This window comes from Aquimarina sp. BL5 (genome assembly GCF_003443675.1).
Lineage (GTDB): Bacteria > Bacteroidota > Bacteroidia > Flavobacteriales > Flavobacteriaceae > Aquimarina.
Genome location: NZ_CP031963.1, coordinates 252,018 through 273,183, shown reverse-complemented (window position 1 = coordinate 273,183; position 21,166 = coordinate 252,018). Strand labels below are relative to the sequence as shown.

18 protein-coding genes are annotated in these 21,166 nt (G+C 31.8%); 8 read left to right on the top strand and 10 right to left on the bottom strand.

The window, feature by feature from the left end; genetic code table 11:
* Positions 1-58 precede the first annotated feature (58 nt).
* Positions 59-1,036 carry a FecR family protein gene (locus D1818_RS01305; protein WP_118455627.1) on the bottom strand — a complete coding sequence of 326 codons (978 nt, stop codon included), beginning with the start codon at positions 1,034-1,036 and terminating at the stop codon, positions 59-61.
* 67 nt (positions 1,037-1,103) lie between these two features.
* On the bottom strand, positions 1,104-1,676 hold the full coding sequence (locus D1818_RS01300; RefSeq protein WP_118455625.1) for an RNA polymerase sigma-70 factor: 573 nt from the start codon (positions 1,674-1,676) through the stop codon (positions 1,104-1,106).
* Between the two features lie 208 nt (positions 1,677-1,884).
* Between D1818_RS01300 and D1818_RS01295 the strand changes: the two genes are divergently transcribed.
* Positions 1,885-2,835 carry a DUF547 domain-containing protein gene (locus D1818_RS01295; RefSeq protein WP_118455623.1) on the top strand — a complete coding sequence of 317 codons (951 nt, stop codon included), beginning with the start codon at positions 1,885-1,887 and terminating at the stop codon, positions 2,833-2,835.
* On the opposite strand, the gene D1818_RS01290 is transcribed toward D1818_RS01295, so the two are convergent.
* The 3 genes from D1818_RS01290 to D1818_RS01280 all read right to left on the bottom strand — a co-directional run bounded on the left by D1818_RS01290 (position 2,832) and on the right by D1818_RS01280 (position 7,513).
* Complete coding sequence (locus D1818_RS01290) at positions 2,832-3,953, bottom strand: metallophosphoesterase (protein ID WP_118455621.1); 1,122 nt, start codon at positions 3,951-3,953, stop codon at positions 2,832-2,834. The genes D1818_RS01295 and D1818_RS01290 overlap by 4 nt on opposite strands.
* 155 nt (positions 3,954-4,108) lie before the next feature.
* Complete coding sequence (gene sthA, locus D1818_RS01285; RefSeq protein ID WP_118455619.1) at positions 4,109-5,536, bottom strand: Si-specific NAD(P)(+) transhydrogenase; 1,428 nt, start codon at positions 5,534-5,536, stop codon at positions 4,109-4,111.
* 6 nt (positions 5,537-5,542) lie between these two features.
* Positions 5,543-7,513, bottom strand: coding sequence for an adenylate/guanylate cyclase domain-containing protein (locus tag D1818_RS01280; protein WP_118455617.1), 1,971 nt, complete (start codon positions 7,511-7,513; stop codon positions 5,543-5,545).
* A gap of 206 nt (positions 7,514-7,719) precedes the next feature.
* Here D1818_RS01280 and D1818_RS25870 point away from each other — a divergent pair, with 206 nt between their 5' ends.
* From D1818_RS25870 to D1818_RS01265, 3 genes are all read left to right on the top strand, one after another.
* Complete coding sequence (locus D1818_RS25870) at positions 7,720-8,073, top strand: DUF3307 domain-containing protein (protein WP_118455615.1); 354 nt, start codon at positions 7,720-7,722, stop codon at positions 8,071-8,073.
* Between the two features lie 144 nt (positions 8,074-8,217).
* Positions 8,218-8,958: an SDR family oxidoreductase gene (locus tag D1818_RS01270; protein ID WP_118455613.1), complete on the top strand. Its 741-nt coding sequence runs from the start codon at positions 8,218-8,220 to the stop codon at positions 8,956-8,958.
* Between the two features lie 47 nt (positions 8,959-9,005).
* Positions 9,006-10,403 (top strand): NAD-dependent succinate-semialdehyde dehydrogenase, encoded by a 1,398-nt coding sequence (locus D1818_RS01265; RefSeq protein WP_118455611.1) that lies wholly within the window; start codon positions 9,006-9,008, stop codon positions 10,401-10,403.
* Between the two features lie 79 nt (positions 10,404-10,482).
* On the opposite strand, the gene D1818_RS01260 is transcribed toward D1818_RS01265, so the two are convergent.
* Entirely contained in the window at positions 10,483-10,710 is a 228-nt protein-coding gene (locus D1818_RS01260) for a (4Fe-4S)-binding protein (protein ID WP_162897247.1), read from the bottom strand.
* Between the two features lie 76 nt (positions 10,711-10,786).
* Entirely contained in the window at positions 10,787-12,373 is a 1,587-nt protein-coding gene (locus D1818_RS01255; protein WP_118455609.1) for an NAD(P)/FAD-dependent oxidoreductase, read from the bottom strand.
* Positions 12,374-12,630: 257 nt separating this feature from the next.
* Between D1818_RS01255 and D1818_RS01250 the strand changes: the two genes are divergently transcribed.
* Positions 12,631-13,377 (top strand): acyl-CoA desaturase, encoded by a 747-nt coding sequence (locus D1818_RS01250; RefSeq protein WP_118455607.1) that lies wholly within the window; start codon positions 12,631-12,633, stop codon positions 13,375-13,377.
* Positions 13,378-13,495: 118 nt separating this feature from the next.
* Here the strand turns inward: D1818_RS01250 and D1818_RS01245 are convergent, their stop codons facing one another.
* Entirely contained in the window at positions 13,496-14,365 is an 870-nt protein-coding gene (locus D1818_RS01245; RefSeq protein WP_240338276.1) for a DUF5694 domain-containing protein, read from the bottom strand.
* Positions 14,366-14,572: 207 nt separating this feature from the next.
* Here D1818_RS01245 and D1818_RS01240 point away from each other — a divergent pair, with 207 nt between their 5' ends.
* The 3 genes from D1818_RS01240 (at position 14,573) to D1818_RS01230 (ending at position 17,548) form a co-directional block, all read left to right on the top strand.
* A complete protein-coding gene (locus D1818_RS01240; protein WP_118455605.1) occupies positions 14,573-15,613 on the top strand; it encodes a sensor histidine kinase in 1,041 nt (346 codons plus the stop codon).
* Positions 15,614-15,630: 17 nt separating this feature from the next.
* Positions 15,631-16,347, top strand: a complete 717-nt coding sequence (locus D1818_RS01235) for a LytTR family DNA-binding domain-containing protein (protein WP_118455603.1) — start codon at positions 15,631-15,633, stop codon at positions 16,345-16,347.
* A gap of 478 nt (positions 16,348-16,825) precedes the next feature.
* A complete protein-coding gene (locus tag D1818_RS01230; RefSeq protein ID WP_118455601.1) occupies positions 16,826-17,548 on the top strand; it encodes a hypothetical protein in 723 nt (240 codons plus the stop codon).
* A gap of 94 nt (positions 17,549-17,642) precedes the next feature.
* Here the strand turns inward: D1818_RS01230 and D1818_RS01225 are convergent, their stop codons facing one another.
* A complete protein-coding gene (locus tag D1818_RS01225) occupies positions 17,643-18,380 on the bottom strand; it encodes a YARHG domain-containing protein (protein ID WP_118455598.1) in 738 nt (245 codons plus the stop codon).
* A 171-nt stretch (positions 18,381-18,551) separates the two neighbouring features.
* Complete coding sequence (locus D1818_RS01220) at positions 18,552-21,104, bottom strand: toxin-antitoxin system YwqK family antitoxin (protein WP_118455596.1); 2,553 nt, start codon at positions 21,102-21,104, stop codon at positions 18,552-18,554.
* Positions 21,105-21,166 lie beyond the last annotated feature (62 nt).

Here is a 21,166-nt window from a genome sequence, read left to right as displayed (position 1 = left end):
AATTAAATGATCTTGAAAGAGGATGTTGCCGCATCCTCTTTTTTAATCATATTTTCTACTATTGTAATTCTAACATGATTTTATTATTTATTTGTTTATAACTAATTGAAGATGAGATCTTAAGAATTTCTAATACTTCTTCTAAAGTAAGGTTATCGAATTCTCCCGTATATTTATATTGCAATAGATTATCTGATCTTATTAAAAACTCTTTATTGTATTTTCTACTCAAATCTAAGACTACCTGTTTTAAAGGAGTTTGATTAAAAACTAACTTACCTTGTTTCCAGGCTATTATATTTTTAGAATTCACACTATCCACCTTTATACTACTTTTTAGCTTGTCATACACGGCTCTTTGAGAAGGTTCTAATACTACAGGAGTGGTATATTCTTGTTTCAAAACCTCAACTTTTCCTGTAACTAAAGTAGTTTCTACTTTTTCTTCATCGGGATATGACTTTATGTTAAAAGAAGTACCTAAAACTTTTATTTTTATATTTTCTGTTTCGACAATAAATGGTTTTGTTGTATTCCTTTTAACGTCGAAAAAAGCTTCTCCAATTAAGGTTACCTTTCTAATATTATCTTTAAATTTTTTAGGATATGTCAGATAGCTTTCTGCATTTAAAATAACCTTAGAACCATCAGGTAAATTTATTGTTTTTTGATCTCCAGAGAGCGTTGCAATACTCTTTATATCACTACTAAAAAAATCCACGGTGGATACAATTAAGTTATTAGTTAAAGATGCTCTAAAGGTATATCCCGCTATACACAAAACCAGAAAAGAAGCCGCTACTGCAACATATTTATACTTTATCCTTCTTTTATTTTTTCTAATATAAAATTTCTGGTAAGCTAGATTTTTATTTATACCCTCTTCATTATTTAAAGTGGTCGATATATATTGAGCTTTAAGTTTATTATATTTTTTCTGGTTGGCAGTACTCTCTTTAATCCACTTTAGTATAGACATTCTATCTTCAGGATGAGTCTCTCCTTTTATAAATTTTATAAGTTCGTTTTCTTTCATTAATTATCGCCTTATACTTATAAAGACGTATAAAAAAGAAAGTACCCCTAGTGAATTATTATAAAAATTAGAAAAAAGATAAAAATTCTTTAAGATGAACTCTCATATGTCTAATTGCCTTAGACATGTGATTTTCTACAGTTTTTAATGAAATATCAAGTTCATCTGATATTTCTCTGTTTTTTTTACCCTCGACCCTACTTTTAATGAAAACATTTTTGCATTTCTCTGGAAGTAACTGAATTGCAACTTGAATTTTTTCGGCTAATTCCTTCTCTATTAAGGAAGAAGCATCTACATCACTAAGAGCTTCGTGATTAATATATGATTCTAATTGTAGTATTTTATTAGAACTATTTAATTTATATTTTTTTGATCTTAAGTAATCTAAACAAAGATTTTTTGTCATTTTAAATAAATAACCATTTACATTGCTGTTGATATCTTTTCTTTTATTCCAAGTTTTCAAAAATACATCTTGTACTATTTCTTCGGCGTCTTCTATATTAGAAATATATCCTTTGGTTATATTTAATAATTTGGTATAGTAAAGCTCAAAAAGAATCTTGAAAGAATCTTCATTGCCTTCATTTAGATTCTTAATGAAAAAGCTATTCTGTATTTTTTTTTCGTTTTCCAATTACAAAAAATTCATTCTAAAGATAAAAATTTTCTTCTTTAAATCACCACAAGAATTAAAAACCTAACTAAACAACTGATTATATGCGTATTAATCTTAAATCACAAAGAACTTACAGTAAATAATTTGTGAATTTTCAAAATTTCAAAAAGTTAGTATTAACTTTAAAATCGAACAACTATTTTTAAAATAGTATGAAATAATCATTATGCAAAAAATTTATGCCTTATTAGTTTTCATTGTAATAAGTGGATGTGTAACGGATAAGAAAACGAATACTGCTACTAAGAATACAGTAATCCTAGAAACTCCTATTCCCAAACTAGAAGTAAAAGATACTAGCATTAACGGTAAGGAAATTAAAAATCAAGAGATCAAAGATTCTGTTGTGGGTATCAATGAAGTAAATGAGATACAAGAGGTAATTAAAGTTACTGAAAATAGCGATGAGAAAATAACTCCTATAAAAGATCCTGTTAAGGAAAATATTGAGGCAAAAGAAATAGAAAAAATCAGACCAGATCATTCTGATTGGAATCTATTATCTAAAAAATATGTTTCTGCATCTGGAAAAGTAAACTACACCGGTTTTAAAGCTAACATTTCCAAAATAGAAAATTATTTATTACATCTCCAGAATACTGCCCCAAAAAAGGACTGGAATAAAAATGAAAAATTAGCATATTGGTTTAACTTGTATAATGCTTCGACAATCCAATTAGTTGCGAGTGCATATCCCTTAAAAAGTATCAAGAATATTAATCACGGAAAACCATGGGATAAGAAATTTATAAAGTCTGGGAGTAAGATATACTCCTTAAATGAAATAGAAAATACGATTGTTCGTCCTAATTTTAATGAACCAAGATTACACGTTGCTTTTAATTGTGCAGCAGTATCGTGTCCTAAGTTGTTAAATGAAGCCTTTACTTCTACTAAGCTTAATAGTCAATTAAACAAGTTATCTAAAACCTGGATCAATGACCCAACCAAAAATAAGATTACTGAAAATAGTATAGAAATCAGTAAAATATTTGAATGGTATGCTGTTGATTTTAAGAAAGGTGTTATTCCTTTTATTAATCAATACGCTGCGATAAAAGTTAGTGATTCGTTAGAGGTTAAGTATTTAGAATATGATTGGAATCTGAACGATTAATTTGATTTATAAGGATTAGCATTCTTAGACCAAGTTAACATAGTACTATCTTGTACTTTCATAGTATTAGCTGGTACATTCTGATAGTAAGGACTCCCTTTATCAAAACCTCTAGAAAAAAATTGTACTTCTCCATTACTCATAATATGAATCGTACTATAACCAAAAAAGGCAGCTGGTCCTTTGCTTCCACCATTTCCTGCAATGATCTGATAAGTACCTGCGCCGTTTGGTTGCATACGCTGGTAATCATGAACATGAGCAGATAGCATAGCTACAACTTCATTTTTGTGAAGTTCCGACCAAAGCGCTGGACCTTCAGGAAACCCCTTATGTCCGGTTTCTGGTTTACCGTCCACATAATAAGGCTTATGCCCTAAAACAAAAATATGGTCTATATCTGGATTCTTTTTGTATTGCTTAATTTGTTCAACAATCCATTGTATAGGTATTAGGCCTTCAAATCCATAAGGATTTTCCTTAGTTGGTGGATTATAAGTATCTGTATTCATTACTACAAAACCTACATTATTACGAGCAAAAGAAAAAGTCATCTGATTCACTAAACTATCCTTCCCCGTGATATGGTTCCGATCAGCTGGCATATATGGTTTCATGTATTTCATCCAAACAGGAGTAGAACCCGCTAGAGGGTATTCTTTATCATCATTGGTATTATAAAATAACATTTCATGATTTCCAGGAACAGCAACAAGCTCTATTCCAGAACCACTAATGGTACTAAAGGCTTTGTCTTCATATAATTTTACCCAAGCCTTTAATTGTGCATCTAAATTGATCGTATCTGATTCTGCAAGTACTAAATCGCCTAAAAAGAAAAACAAAGAGGGTTTTTGTTCCAGACTGGTCACATCTTCAAATATCCTTTTTAATACCGAAAGATTAGCGGTAGAAGCATTGGTAGCACTATCGTTATGCCAATCTCCGTATTGGACTCTATTACAACCTACAAAAGAAAAACTGAATAGTACAGAATCTTTTACAGCTTCAACATTTTCTAAAGTAATTGGCTTTTCTTTGGTACGTTTATCACAGCTATTAAAAGTAATAATAACGACTAGTAATGCTAAAACAACACATATTTTGGATTTTATCATCTTATAAAGGTTTTAAGTAGTATAAAACTAATAAGATTAGGGGATTCATCTATGCGTAAAAACACGTGATTTTTTTGTATAAAGAAATTAAGACAAATAATCTTTATATTAATCTGGAGAGTTAATATTTTTTAAAAATCTATATGTCTTAAAAACTATATCACCTCTCCTGCAGTCTTTACCTTTTTACCGGCGATATTACCTAAACCATCATAACTGGCGTATTTGTATAAGTCGTGTAATGTAGGATAATTAAACACCGTAGAAATAAGGTGATCCAGGGTTTTGTTCTCTTGCACTAATTGCATACCAAAGTGGATCAATTCTGTGGCAAAATGTCCCATAATATGAACACCCTTTATCACTTTTGATTTTTTATCGAAGATTAATTTTAAATATCCGTTATCATTATCTCCCATAATTTTCCCTCTCGCAGTGTCCCTAAAATAGCTGTATCCCACTCCATAATCAATATTACTGGCTTTAGCTTGTTCTTCTGTGATACCAACCATTGAAACTTCAGGAACTGTATAAATACCATACGGAAATACATCTGCCATAGATTCTAAATCTGCAGTATCAAACATATTGGTAACCGCCAGGCGCCCTTGCTCCATACTAGTGCTAGCTAAAGCTGGAAAACCGATTACATCTCCAACAGCATAAATGTTAGGAATATTTGTCTGAAACTTATCATTTACCAAAACCGTTTCTCGTTTTCCTGTTTCTAATCCGATCCCGTCACAATTTAATCCCTTAATATTTCCACTTCTTCCTGCGGCGAATAAGAACATTTCTACATTAAGGTACTCTCCAGACCTTAATTTTAACCTTAGTGGTTGCATTTCATCATCAGCAATCTCAAATTCTACAACAGAATTATTAAATAAGATTTTGATTTCATTCTTTCGCATTTGTTCTACAAGAGCTTCGGATATTTCTGAATCCAGAAAGCCTAAAATTTTATCGTGATCATTAACAATAAAAGTCTTCACTCCCATAGCACCAAAAATAGTAGCGTATTCGCAGCCTATAACTCCGGCTCCTAATACACAAATAGATTTAGGAAAGCGTTTAATATTTAGAATTGAGTCAGAATCTAAAACACGTTTATTATCAAACGGTATATTTTCTGGATGATACGGATAGGAACCTGTAGCTATAAGAATAAACTTCCCTTCGATAATCTGCTCTAGTTCTCCGGATATCTTCACATGTGTAGTATCTATAAAACTTGCAAAACCTTCAAAAACTTCTATTCCGTGTTTCCTAAGATTATGTGCTACTGTTTTATGCATATGATTGGTCACAATATTTTTACGGTATAAAAAATCGTGTACTCCTGTTTCCCTTCCTATTTGTTTATCCACACCAAATATTCCTTTCTGATATATTCCGGATAGATATAAAGCAGTCTCTTTTAATGTTTTGGATGGTAATGTACCTGTCTGTACTCCTGCACCACCGTAGCTACGTTCTTTTTCTATAATAGCCACTTTGTATCCAAAATATGCTGCTTTTGCTGCAGCTTTTTCACCGGCAGGGCCTGAGCCAATGACAATAAGATCAAATTTCTTTTTCATTCACTATTATTTGGTAATCATATGTGTTATTTCATCCCAAGAGGATGTTTTTTTATCTAAGTAATTTTCGCATCTCTCAAAAAAGATTTCAACAGCTCTATCTTCTGGGTATTTACTATATAAGTCAGAAAATATCACAGCAGCTTCTCGAATCTTTTTATTTTCAATAAATTTCACTCCTTTATTATATGTTTTAAGATAGTTCAATTTTGTTTTTTCTCCAGGACCTAGAAACTCATAAACGGATAATGTTTTAGTTTTTCCTTTTACTTGCACAGTATCCAGAAATCTATAGTGAAATGATTCTTTGTTTTTAAGTTTTGATAAGGTATGTTCTGTTCCTATAACTTTTGCATCATAATATTTGGTAAGACCTTCTACTCGCGAAGCTGTATTTACGGCATCAGAAATCACGGTAGTTTCTAACCTATGATCATGGCCAATCGTTCCTAAAATTAGCTTACCAGTATGAATCCCAGTTCCTATCTGGATAGGTAGTGCTATATTTTTCTGAAGTCTTTGATTATATTCTTCTATAAAGTCTTCAAACTCAAAAACGGTTTGTATCGCTGCATCCGGATTATCCGGGAACAATGCCATTACAGAATCTCCAATAAACTTATCTATAAACCCTCCATTTCGCTTGATAATAGGAACAATTCCACTTAGATATTCATTAAGGAAATCAAAGTTTTCCTGCGGACTTAACAATTCAGAAATTTTAGTAAACTCTCTGATATCCGAGAAAACTACTGTCATTTCTCGTTCTACCTGATCTCCTAACTGTACATCCTCTATACTTTTTCTACCTAGGTTCTGTAGAAATTCTTCTGGCACAAAACGGCTATTCGCTTTACTCAGTCGAAGTAATCTTTTATTAGCGGTTGCTAACTCTTCTGTACGTTCATCAACCTTTTGCTTAAAAAACTTTAGTCTAGAAATAACCTCATCTTTAAGAAAGGAAAAATTGCGAGTCAGGCTTCCTATTTCATCGTCTGTACGAATCAATGGGTGTTCAGTTTCTAATGTAAAGTTACTATCTACAAATCGCGTAATATGTTTTGTGAGTTCTGTCAGTGGTTTTGTGATTTTTCTAGAGATAAGCGCACTAATCCATATGCTCACGATCAATAACAGAAAAGAAATGACCGCAAAATAAATAGTAAGTTGTTTAAATTCTGCTTTTGCCCATTCCTCAGTAAACAAAACAAGATTGCTAAAATCCTCTTCACAAATTGTTATCTTCTGATCCAGTTTCTGTTTTAAACCAGAATTGTCGCGTATTCCAATACGTTGATCTAGTTTTACTAATTGAATAAACTTATTGCGATATCCATCCAAATAATATAAGATTGTCTTTTTCCGAGTCTTAGATATTCTTCTATTACTTACAGTTTGTTGCCGAAGTTTAGTTACTAATTCATTTAGTTTGGTTACATATACAGATTCGTTACGCATGATATAATCTTTCTCATATCTTCTTAGAAAAAGAATATCTTCTGTTGCGATTTCATCAATCTGTTCTAGCCAATGTGCATCTTTTCTCATGGAACCTTCCAGGTTGAAGTTTTTATATCCTCTTGCCTGAATTTGTTCAATAAGTTCTAGAAAAACAGCATCAATTTCTGCGATATCAGATTTAATAAATTCGATCCCTCCTACTAATGCTGATTCTTCTTCAAAATCAACTTGCATCAGATAAGATCTCGTGCTGTCTAATAAAGTAAGATATTGATCTAGGTATTGATTATCTCCAGTTTTAAAAAATTGAGGATCTCTGCTAGCGTGACTAAAAAAATCCTGCTGTGCTTTTGCACTTTTTAAAAGCATCACGTAAGATTTCTCAATAGCTTCTGTTCGTTTTAATACCGTCTCTCGCTTTTGGAGATATGTAATAGAAAGCATGATAATCACAAAGCTAAAGCTGATGAAAACCAGAAACCAAAACAACAATCGATGACGAAAAGTACGAAACATCCGATAGTATTAAACTTTGATATATTACTAATGCATACTAGTGCATATCCATCTCATAAAAGAGTAAATAGCTCACAATTTGGTTCAAAACTATTGTTATTACAATATACTTAAGTTTGCGCTCTTTTTGTATGTTTTTAGCTACAATTATTAAAACTTTATATAAACAATTAGGTTATAACTTACTGAATTGATATCTTTTAGGTATGATCTTTAGCTGGATTCTCATAGCGCACTGGATAGGAGATTTTGCATTTCAAACCTCTAAAATGGCTATGGGAAAGAGCGAAGAAATGAAATGGTTATTCGTTCATGTTATAGTTTACACTATTACATTAGCGATGTTTAGTATTTTCTTATTCCCCATTAAAATTGCTATTGCTTACGTTTTAATAAACAGCTTTTTACATGGTTTCACCGATTTCTTTACTAGCAAACTCACAATGCGCTATCGAGAAAACCCACGAATCTTTTTTCCACTCCTCGGTTTGGATCAAATGATTCACAGCATTACATTATACCTCACTTATATTCATTTAGAGACGATACTACTCTTTTAATTACTCAATACCTTCGAAAAAAGTTAATTGTTACATTAAGTTTTATTGCATCTCTGTTTAGTATTTCCATTAACAAAAGTATTGATTGAATTAATCAAAGAATTAAATATCACCGAACTTTGAGAAACAACAAAAAATAATATTATGAAATTAGAAAACAGTGTTATTATTATTACAGGTGCTTCCAGTGGAATAGGTGAGTCGACAGCACTTAAACTTGCAAAACACGGGGCTAAAGTAGTGCTCACAGCAAGAAGAGAAGAACGCCTAGAAAAACTGAAAAAGAAAATTGAAGATAAAGGTGGTGAAGCTTTAGTGGTCGCTGGCGATGTTACCAAAAAAGACAACTTCGATGCCATTGTAAAAAAGACACTTGATACCTTTAAAACCGTGAATGTTATTGTAAACAACGCCGGATTGATGCCTTTATCATACGTCGAAAAATTTAAGACAGATGAATGGAATACCATGGTGGATGTTAATATAAAAGGAGTTCTTAACGGTGTTTCTGCTGTTTTACCAACTCTAATAAAGAATAAAGGTGGGCATATTATCAATATTTCTTCTACCGCTGCTTATAAATACTTTCCAGGTGGTGCAGTGTATTGTGCTACAAAAGCCGCTGTAAAAATGTTTTCAGAAGGATTACGACAAGAACTAACTCCTAAATATGGTATCCGTGTAACTTCTATAGAGCCTGGTGCTGTTTCTACCGAATTAACCGAAACAATTACAGACGAGGATATCTTAGAAAAGTTTTCTGATCTGAAAAACATGACAACTTTAGAGTCTGAAGATATTGCTGAAGCTATTATATACGCTTTGACACAACCTGATAGGGTTAATATAAATGATGTTCATGTAATGCCGAGTGAGCAACAATAAAACAAAATGTTTAAAACGAAACGGCTAATTATAAAATTTTAAATATCATGAACACAGAAATAGACCAAAAAATTATCACAACTATAAATCCTGCTACAGGAGAAGAAATTGGGCATTATGAATATATGTCTGATAAAACAGTAAAAGAAAAAATACAGAATTGTCATAATGCTTTTCTAGAATGGAAAACGTTTTCTCTGTCAGAAAGATCAGAAAAAATTAAGTCCATTGGCTCGAGTCTAAAAAAATATAAATCTGAGCTTGCCCATCTAATGACAGAGGAAATGGGTAAATTATTGAAACAAAGTGAGCAAGAAGTAGACTTATGCATTTCTATATGCGAATATGCTGCAGACAACGGTCCTAAAGATCTTGCACCTGAAGAAAGAACACTATCTGGAGGAGGACGAGGAATCGTTACATACTCACCAATTGGAGTAATCTACGGAATCCAACCTTGGAATTATCCGTCCTATCAAGTTGTACGCTATGCAGTTGCAAGCCTTATGGCTGGAAATGGAGTACTTCTAAAACATGCAGCCAACGTTACCGGAAGTGCTAAACTGCTAGAAAAAATATTTTTGGATGCCGATTTACCTAAAGACCTTTTCAGTGTCTTAGTTATAAATCACGATCAGTCGGATACTATTATTAAAAACAAACTAATAAGAGGCATTACTTTAACAGGTAGTCCTAAAGCTGGTGAAATAATCGCAGAAAAGGCAGGAACTCAACTAAAAAAGACTGTATTAGAGTTGGGTAGTAATGATGCGTATCTAGTTCTAGAAGATGCTGATATGGACATGGCAGTAAAAATGTGTGTGAGAGGACGCATCTACAATAATGGAGAAACTTGTATTGCTGCCAAACGTTTTATTGTTGTGGATAAAATTTATGATAAATTTAAAGATGCCTTTGTAGAAGCTATGAGTAATATTAAAGTTGGAGATCCTACTTCATCTGAAAATAAAATGGGACCTATAGCTAGAGAAGATCTTAGAGAAACACTTCATGAACAAGTCCAAGAAAGTGTTAAAAATGGTGCAAAAATATTATGCGGTGGAGAAATTCCCAAAGGTAAAGGTTTTTATTACCCTGCTACTGTTTTGGGGTCTGTATCACCCGGGCAACCTGCTTATGACGATGAACTTTTCGGTCCTGTAGCTTCATTGATCAAAGCTAAGGATGAAGAAGATGCGATGCGAATTGCAAATGATAGTGAGTTTGGACTTGGTGGAGGTATTTTTACAAAAGATATAGATAAAGCTATTCGTCTTGCTCAGAATCACTTTGATACCGGTATGATATTTATTAATTCTTTCGGATTGGCAGAACCTGGAATGCCATTCGGAGGTGTTAAAAGATCAGGTTATGGCAGAGAGCACGGTGGATTTGGTGTAAAAGAGTTCGTGAATATTAAATCTATTGTGATTGCATCGAAATAATCACAACTTTCTTTAAGTTTCAAAACCGAATTCTAAAAAAAGAATTCGGTTTTTATTTTTATCCAATTCATAGTCAATATTACTTAGTATTCATATAATAACTTAACGCTTTGGACGGACAAGCATCTATTTGACTTTTCAATGCCTCTGTTGCTGCCATTTCTGGTTGAATCCACGGTTTTTCGTTAGGTTGATAAACTTCTGGTAGTGTTTTTACGCAAACTCCAGCATGAATACATTTTCCGGGTTTCCATACGATTGTGAGCTCTCCATTTGTATATTCTTTTCTTATATCGTTTGTTTCCATATCTAACGTTTTAATAGTTAATTCTAAAGATACATAATTCTTCTAGTATTATACCTTGTAATCTTCACCTAACAAACTATCCAAATATCTTATTCTTAAAGTTTTTGCGCACAGCAGCTGATGCTGTTACGACACCAGCAAATAGAGCTCCTCCAACACCCGCGGTGACAATATCCTGACCCGTTAGGTACAAACCTTTAATTGGAGTTCTGGGTTGTAAAAACTTCTGACGAAAACGATCTGGAGTATGATCGATTCCATAAATTTCTCCCTTCTCATAGTTTACAAAATGTTGTGTACTCAGCGGTGTAGAAAGTTCATAATGATCTACGTGTCCATCTAAATGAGGAAGTTGTTTAAAAAGTTCTTTCATCAATCGCTGTGCTATCTTTTCTTTCCAAGCTTCGTAGGCTTCACCTCGTTTCATCCAACGGGTATCTTTCCATTGTGAAACCGTTTCATAAGGAACAAGTGTAATAATATCGATTGTACTTCTACCAGGATATCTATTAGACCAATCAGGGTCTTTGGCCGATGGAAAAGAAACATATACCACAGGAAATGGAGCTTCTTCATCTTTTAGATAGCGATCCACGCAGGTATCATGATCACCGTCTTCTGGATAGATCCAAAAATTAGTCTTAGGCAGTTTTAATTCTTCAGGAGAATTTTTAAATCCCATATATAAGCAAGCGTGGGAAACGGATGGTTTCAGTTTTTGTAACTTTTCCTGTAATTTATGTTTAATACCTATAGCTTTAGGAATTAATCTATCGAACGTATTAAACACTCCTGCTCCACTGATTATCGTATCGGCATAAAATTCTTTGCCATCAATCATTTTCACCCCTTTCGCTATATCATTCTCGATAATCACTTCCTCTACAGTTGCATTTATTAATATCGTACCATCAGCAGCTGCGATGACGGGATCAATCGTATCCACTATTCTAGAAGACCCTCCAATAGGAAAGTTACCTCCACCAAAATAATGTCTGGCTACAGAAGCGTGCATTGCAAAACTACTCTGTTTTGGCGGTAAGCCATAATCCCCATATTGCGCGGATAGCACTTTAATTAACTCTTCATTTTTGGTAAGTCCGCTGATTACTTGATGCGTAGTTTGATCTGAATATTTTAAATACGGTCTTTTTAAGAATCCACCAATCAGAAAACGAAGAAAATTAGGTAATGCTTTTTCTTTATAAAAAGAACCCATTACTTTATTAGCTTTAAAAACCAAGTTTATATAGCTATCAATAGCCTTCTCTTCTTCAGGGAAATAACTAACTATCTTATTTCTAAAATTCTCAACACCCTTTACAAAATCATACGATTTATCACCAATAATAATGCGATCATATACCTCACCCATATCGGCCCATTCTAACTTACTATCAGACACATAGTCAAACAGTTTTCGTATAGGACTGTTCTCTTGTTGTACACCTCCTATATAATGAATTCCAACATCCCATTCATATCCTTTACGCTTAAACACATGTGTAAAACCACCAGCCGTATAATGACTTTCTAGGATAAGCACTTTCTGCCCTTCTTTAGCTAAAATAGCTCCTACAGTAAGACTTCCCATTCCAGATCCTATGATAATTGTATCATAACTTTCTTCTAATTTCGGACGTTGTTTATAGGATTGAATCATTTTGTTTTAATTGGTTAGTGTAGTTTCTCAAATCTAAGAAGATTATGATTGTAATTTAACCCGAAGAAAAGTTATTTTCACTAATCTTTACATAAAGATAGTGCTATAGAAAATATAACTACAATATAACGATATCCATCTAGTATATATCCTTACTTTTGTGCTGTTCTTTTCTAAATAACCAAATTAGTCAATATTGGGTATTTAGTTAAGATAGTCGCAAGTAAAATAATTACAAACTCAACATCATTTTAAAAATGGCTATTCTAATTTTTATGCTTGTATTATGGTATACAGGTTTATTTTTCCAAAGTTTCTTTCTACATCGATATGCAGCACATCAGACGTTCACTATGTCTAATTTTACTGAGAAAGCATGTTTTTTTCTTACGTGGGTATGTCAGGGATCAAATTACTTGAGTGCTTATGGTTATGGTGTAATGCACCGCATGCATCATGCCTTCGTAGATACAGAAAAGGATCCGCATTCTCCTAAATATGATAGTAATATGTTTAGTATGATGTGGCGTACCAAAAATATATATCAGGATATAAATAATAATAGAATCTCGCTGGATACAAAATTCACCAAAAATGCTCCGCAATGGAAATCTTTTGATGCTTTTGCTAGCTCTAATTTTTCTAGAATTGCTTGGGGCTTAGGATATACTATATTCTTTTATTTTTTTGCTTCGGTTTGGTGGCACTGGTTATTTCTACCTGTAGCTTTCTTTATGGCACCTATACACGGGGTCATTATTAATTGGTTTGGTCACATCATTGGATACACCAATTTCAAAGTTGATAACACTTCTAAAAATCTATTACCAATTGATTTCCTGATGATGGGAGAAGGTTATCATAATAATCATCATAAGCATAGCGGCAGAGCTAATTTTGGTGGTGTACGATGGCACGAAATTGACCCTACTTATTATATCATGTTACTGTTAGATAAACTTCGTATCATTAAGTTAAAAAAGAGTGCAGTTATTACAAAATAATTATAGGTAATAGTTATATCATTTATACATTTTAATTTCCTGTAATAAAACAAAAATATCGAGCATATTATGCTCGATATTTTTGTTTTATATTAATCTGATGTTTTTCTATACATCATTACAAACTACTAAACTCTATAAAATCATACTCTGGTGAGTATTCGAAAAGGTGTCTTAGTACAGACGCGTGTCCGTTACCGACAATTACGAGTACTCTATCCTCTTCGTTTTGTTCTATTTGTTGAATTTTTCTAAATATCCTTAGATTTCTGTTATACCACCATATTGATAAAAAATCTGCACCTCTATAATCCTCCAACTTAAAATCACCGACTAGATAAGCTCCATAATTGTTTCTATGTCCTTCTACGGTATTCATATATTTAATATAATCCAGAATCTTCACCTTGGATGGGAATTGGGTAGATTCATTAAATGATTTCTGTACCATCTGAGTATAAGGGTCATCTGACTTAAAATCATATCCTTCTGTCAATTCTTTCATCATTTCGGGATACTTCTTTTCCAGATCAGAACTAAAAGTAGTAGCATCTATCGAATAAATCTTATCATGTTTCAGGTCATTTGCTATACGCATCCCTAGCTGATAACTTTCATTTCTTACATCTCTATGTTTTCCTTCTCTGTATTCCTTATATTCTTTGTCCATCCCCCAATCTTCTTTTGCTTCTATAGCAACTTTGGTAGGTTTAAACCGTTTTATATAAGCTACTAATTCTTCGACTTCCGATTTTTTAGGTTCTTTTAGCACATCAATTTTATCATCATCATTTGTTTTGGTATAATCCAAACCTGGGTATGAAAAATGAAAAGTACCTACCATCAATACTTTTGTTTTCTGTTTTGGATAATAACTTGCATAAGGTTTCAGGATTCCTTCGTTTTCCTTTGATACTTTTTGTGCACTCGTTTTGGTTGTAAAAAAGACCGCACTGATACTAGCGAGTAATAATAGACTGTATTTCATTATATATGATTTATTAAATTCTATACAATGGTATTATCTTATCTCACGAATTATGTATGTTTTACACAAACACCTACTATAATTTTATGAACCTTATCTATCACAAAACATAGATATTTGTCGTATCAAAGCTATAGTTCATCCTATAAAAAGAATTGTTCATACTAATTAACTAAAACAGTACCCATTTAAAAGTACTTTTGATATATGAATGTAAAAAAAGAAGTGCTATACAATGTACTAATCATAATAGCAATCATAATCCTTGATGTTATTGGTGATTATATCATTTTTGATAAAGATATTTTTTCATCAAATCTGTCTTTATTCTTATTTAAGATCACATTTACCATATCGTTACTTATTATATATACGATAAACTATATATATAGTGCACCACGTTTTTTATTTAAAAAAAAGTATATCCAATACTTCTTGGCATTCATAGCCATGATTATGTTGTTCGCAGGAATACGGTTTTTACTAGAGGAAATCATTTTATACAATATTATCGGGCAGCATAATTATTTCTTCGGAACTCCAATATCTAAACTTATTGGTACATATCTGTTAGATTCATTATACTATACGTTGCGTGTTTGTTTGGTGAGTGGGGTTGTGTGTTTATTTTTTAGATATAATGAAAATAAAGAAGAGATTCATCATTTACAGATGGAACAAGAAAAAGCTAAACTCTCCGTGTTAAAATCTCAGATAAGTCCACACTTCTTATTCAATACGTTAAACAATTTTTATGAGGAATTGTATGATGACAAACCAGAAACTGCCAGTGACATTATGAAGTTATCTAAATTATTGAGATACGTTACCTATGAAACAAATGAAGATTTTGCTTTCTTAAACAAAGAGATAGCTTTTATAGAAGATTATCTATATTTCTTTAAACGCAGATATGAAGATAATTTTCATGTATCACTACATATTGATGGATTTATCCATAATCAAAAAATACCTTCCCTCATTTTGATACATTTTGTAGAGAATGTTTGTAAACACGGGATTATCAACGACAAGAATCGTCCGGCAAGCATATCTTTAATCGTTAAAGAGAATACGTTAGAATTAAAAACTAAAAATCATATAAATACTTCGGATACGTATACAGAAGCTGGTATTGGAACCAAAAATATTAAGCAAAGACTTGAGGTAATATACAAGGATAATTATATCTTGGAACATCAAAAAGATGATACCCAATTCGAGGCATATCTAAAACTTGAACTCTAAGTTTACAACACTCTAAAATGAAGAATATATTTACGTGTGTAATTATCGATGACGAACCAGCCGCGATTAGGTTATTGGAAAAATATTGTACTAAGGTTTCCTTTTTAGAAGTAAAAAATACATTTACTAATCCTTTGGAAGGTTTAAAATATTTAGAAAACGAACTCATTGATTTAGTTTTTTTAGATATACAAATGCCAGAAATAACTGGGATACAACTATCTAAAATTATTGACAAAAAGACAAAAATCATTTTCACTACTGCGTATCCTCAATTTGCTTTAGACAGTTATGAAGTTGCTGCTATTGACTATCTTCTAAAGCCAATAGAGTTTGAACGTTTTTATACAGCCATATCAAAAATAAAACTAGGTAATACTTCAAAACCCTCAGTCGATACTACTACGACAGATGATTTTTTCTTTTTTAAAACAGATGGAAAAAACAAATATGCTAAGGTGTTTTTAAAAAATATTAAATACGTAGAAAGTCTGAAAAACTATATTGCAATCCATCTGCAGGATCAACAAATTATAACCTATAACACCCTAAAACATTTTAAAGAAACCTTACCTACATCTAGTTTTATACAGATACATAAATCCTATATCATCTCTATGAAACATATCGACAAAATTGATAATGATTCCATCTGGATTGACAAGCAAGAACTTCCTATTGGGAATACCTATAGAAAATCCTTTTTTGACACCATTGGAGATCACCAATTTTGATTAATTTTGATTTCGCAAAAAGATGAACCATCAATAACTCATGCTATCAAAGCCAATTAATCAACTAATTATTTTTCGATAAAATATTCTTATTAAGCTAATGTTTTCCGCGAGCTAATGCTAAAAATCGGATCCTCATAAAATGATCTTCATCAAAAAAGGTCAACAAACAAAATGTTAATCTTTTATATTTCCTTCTTTTTTTAGATTTGACACAATCTACTAAAATATCTTTTCTCTCTTTATCCATAAGGGATACGCATAATTCATATTGATAAACACAAAGTCTAATTATACCGAGATGATTTAAAAAATAAATTAGGTGTTAAACGAGTATTAAATGGGATATTTCCCCCTATTTGTCAGAGTTAAAACTGGATACATTTGTTACAGCAGTTGCCTTAATATTCTTTCTTGCCGGCAGATATGAAAAAATAACCAACTCAATTATTAAATATTAATTATAAAATTAAAACAAATGAAAAATTTAAGTAACCTAAAGATATTCGCATCCTTAGCTATAGGAGTTTTATTCGTAATCTCCTGTGAAACATCTGATGTAAACACAGAAACTGTAGAAACAATCGAAGAAGGATTTAAAAGTAAAACAGGCCGAAGTGGTGAAATACTCAAAGATGTAGAATCCAGTACCAGCCGACCTTTATTGCATATGCATTTTGACGAAAATGTAAGTATGGAACAAGCAAATCTTAAATGGGATCAGGCTGTAAAAGAATATATCAGCAAACAACCTATTCAGGATAAGGCTTTTAGTACAGAATGGTTTTATAGAGTTTGGACATTTACAGGCAATCAGAGTAACAACGATACCGATGGTGATGTAGGAACTTACGTTCGATTTACAACCAGTGCAGGAACCTTCAATCCTCCGTTCAACTGGATGGACAACTTTGGTGATGATCGAGAAGGCGGATGGGATGCATATTTATTTAAAACTTCGTTTCCAGATCGAGCTGTAGAATGGGTCGAAGTAGATGGTGCTACTTTGTTCCTAAAAGGACAAGATGGTTGGTTTGTTACAGATTTCGTAATACAGTTGTGGACCAGTGATCAAACTTTACCCGCAACTGGATTCTCTGGATTTTGGGCAAATCCAAACATATGGTTAGACAGTCCAACTGATAATAGCTGGGATAGCTTTAATAGTGGTAATACAGGTAGCGGTAGAATAAGTTTTTAAGTAACGTTTTCTGATTTAAAAGTGTGTTCTTTATAACGGTCTGCTATTTATTAAGTAGGCCGTTTTTTTAGGATTTACATTAAAAATCTATGTGTTAACCTGCAATCATGTGCTCTACCAGCCTTAATTGCTGTCCATCAAATCTAAAAATCCAGATAGAACTGTACTCACTTTCCGAGTAATAATCGCTTCCATATTTAAATGGCTCTTTCATTATTTCTGAATGTTCCAGATCACCTCTACTAAGCGTAACTTTGTTACCATCTATAAGTAATTCTGTTTTACTTATTAAAAACCCATTATCTGTCGACACACTGTATATAGCGGTATCTTTATACCAATTGACATCTTTAAGATCTATTTTAGAAAAAATACCATTCAATTCTTTAATTGCACCTTCAAGATTCTCTTTATCTGTTAATGCATCATCCATAAAGAGATTAATGGTAATGGTATCATTTTCTTTCAATACTCTTTTTAATTCTTTTAATTCGCTAAACAGTCTTTGCCTTTTCTTCTTAATTCTGCCTTCAGCTGCTTTAAAAAGTGCAATATTTGCGTTTTCTACCGAATTAAGATTTACTTCTGCGGGATTATTATAATCCGGTTGATACCATAGGTATTCCTGAAAGAATTCTAATAGACGTTCGTCTTTAAAAATGTATTGATGTCTTGCAAAAATTTCATTGCGTAATAGCTGTAGATCATACAAACTATTTTTTGCAATGTCTTTTGTCGTATAGGTAATTGTATCACAAGATGAACAATCCTCTAACTGAGCTTGTATATTAATGGAAATTAGTAAAAGAAAAAAGAGTATTATATTTTTCATAAGAGAAGAGATTGGTTAGTTGGTATTACAAATATAAGATTTGTTAGATATCCTTTCTCTATCGAAATTACTTCTCTTTTTTCACGTCAAAACGAGATTAACCATCTCTTATGTTCCTGTAAAACTCTTGAACATAATTATTTTTTTTATACGTTCATTAGGCGTGGATTACTATAGCAGAATATTTGGACCGATGTAATTTAAATTTAAACCCAACTTAGTTATATTAGTGTATTCTCCGTAAGTATTTGATTTTTCTTTAATTTCTAACATAATTTCATCATCCTTATTATAACATTTTAATACTAAGGTATTATCACTTAATTTAACTAACATCTTGGCATAATCTCTCAGGTTATAGGAGTTTTCTTTTATTAAAACTTCACCAGATTTTAGTATTCCTTTATCAAATATCGCTTTATGAAGTACATTTCCTTTATTATCATATCGTACTACCGCACCTTCTAACTTATAATTACTTATGGTGTAATTGTATATCTTAGTTTTCTTATCATTGGCATACTCGATTACTTCCTGTCTATTTTCATCGATATATTTAGTGACTACCATCTTTTTATCAGTAGTTTTTATTTTTTTTGTGATCTTACCTTGTTCATACCAAATTTCCTCATCTCTTCGTATTTCTTTCCCCTGAAAAGGAATATCATCCTTATAAATAAGATTACTTATCACCTCACCTGAAGCATCATAATAAATCGTTTCTCCCTCTAGCTTATCATTTTTATAGTTCTTAACTAAGGATTTATTCCCATTATAATCATAGGTTATAAAAGCTCCTTCCTTCAAATCATTTATATAGAAACCTTCTTCTAAAATCTTCTGAGAATATCTCATTTTTTTATACTCTCCGTTCTTTTTACCTTGTTTAAAGGTATAATATGTTCTTGTTATATAATCATAACCGACTCCTTCGTATGGCTTTTGATCTTTAAATGATAATTTAGCTATTACTTTACCTTCTTTATTATAAAAAATTGCTTCTGTATTAACATCTAAATCTTCTATGAGCACATACGTATCAGATTCTTTGGTTGTACTGTTATATTTCTTTTGGTATTTTTTACTTTTTATTAAATTACCTTTATTAAATTCTTGATATTGATCAAGTATATCTGTGTCATAGAAATATGTAAAAAGTGAACCGTGTTTTTCTTCATAATTATATGTAGATATCTCTTTTCCTTTTCTATCATAAAATACTTCTCTACTTTTTATTCCATTTTTATAAAAACGAACTGAACGTTTGTTTGATACATCGTGATAATAGAAGACTTCTTTTGTTTTGTCATATCCTTTATAAAACCGTTCTTGAATACTTGTCTTATTATCATTTTTATCAAAATATCGAAGCTCTTTTTCGTAGGTTTTCATTCCTCCAACAAATGTAGACTTGCGTATGACTCTTCCTTGACTATCTATAAAAAACCTTGTCCCTTCTTCTTCGCTTAAATAGCTATCTAACTTAGAGGAGATTTCGCCTAGAGTGTCTCCATTCTTCTTGTAAAAAATTGCTTTTTTATTTTCAAATACACTAAAGGGTATAGTAGTGTTCGGATAAAAACTGGTTTCCTTTATCAATTTTCCTTGTTCGTAAACCTTAGATTTAGATTTTTCTAATAAAATTCCTTGAAAAGGCGCATAATTTTTAAAAGTAATTTTAGCTATCTCCTTTCCTTTTTCATCAAAACTTATAATTTCTTTTTTAGATTTATTTTCATAGAAAACTTTGGAACTAGTTTGCTGGTTTTCGTGAAAATTTTCTGCATATACTATATTCCCATTTACGTCAAACTCTTCTATAAAGCTAATTAAATGCATTTTTTCTGGATCAGAATCCGAATAGAATTGAACCCGTTTACCATCTCTAAAATCCCAGTTTTTATTAGGATCTCCAACGCCTACTGTACTTATCAATTTACCCTTTAGATCGTAATACTCTATTTTTGGTTCTGGTTTGTCTAAAAAACGTTCTCTTACCACACCATTAGGATAGTAACCAATCTTTGTTCTTCCTCCTTTGTATTTATAATCTACTATTTTTTTTACACGCAAAGGGTTTTTATAATAATAAACATACATACCTTTATACCTTCCGGTTTCTGGATCAATTAAAGAAGTACCCAAATACTCTCCCTGATTTCCGTAATATCTTATTTCTGATTCTTGTGGATAATTATTTACAATCTTCTTAAAAATCTCGTACCTCGTTCCGCTAAGATCAGTATCATAGACAACTTCTCTGATACTACTATCTTTTATCTCTGTGTACGTTTTAGATCTTACGTTTACAAAATTGGTTTTACCAGAAAAAAAACGTCCATTTTTATATTCGGCTACTAGTTCTTCATCCTCATAAAACGTTATAAACTTACCGTGTAAACGGTTATTTTTATAGGTAAAAGACTGAAGAACTTTTCCATCTTCATTATACCATGTTACTGTACCTTCCCAAAAATCATTGTCTTTTTCAGCAGATGTACCTTGCATTTGTAGCTTGCCATTCTTATAGTAATCTTTTATTAAGTACAGATCACCTTTTTTAGATACCGGAGGTCGGTAAAACGCTGCACCTTCTTTAGAAGTTACCTGCCATTTTTCGTTATACCAAATAGTATCTTTCTGTGCAAAAGCTTTAAAGCCCATAGTACCCAAGATCATATAAACAATACTAACTAATACAATATTCTTCTTACCAATACTCATATTCTAATACCTTATTTTTCTTTCAAATTATTGATGTAAAAGTAAACATCATACTATCAATA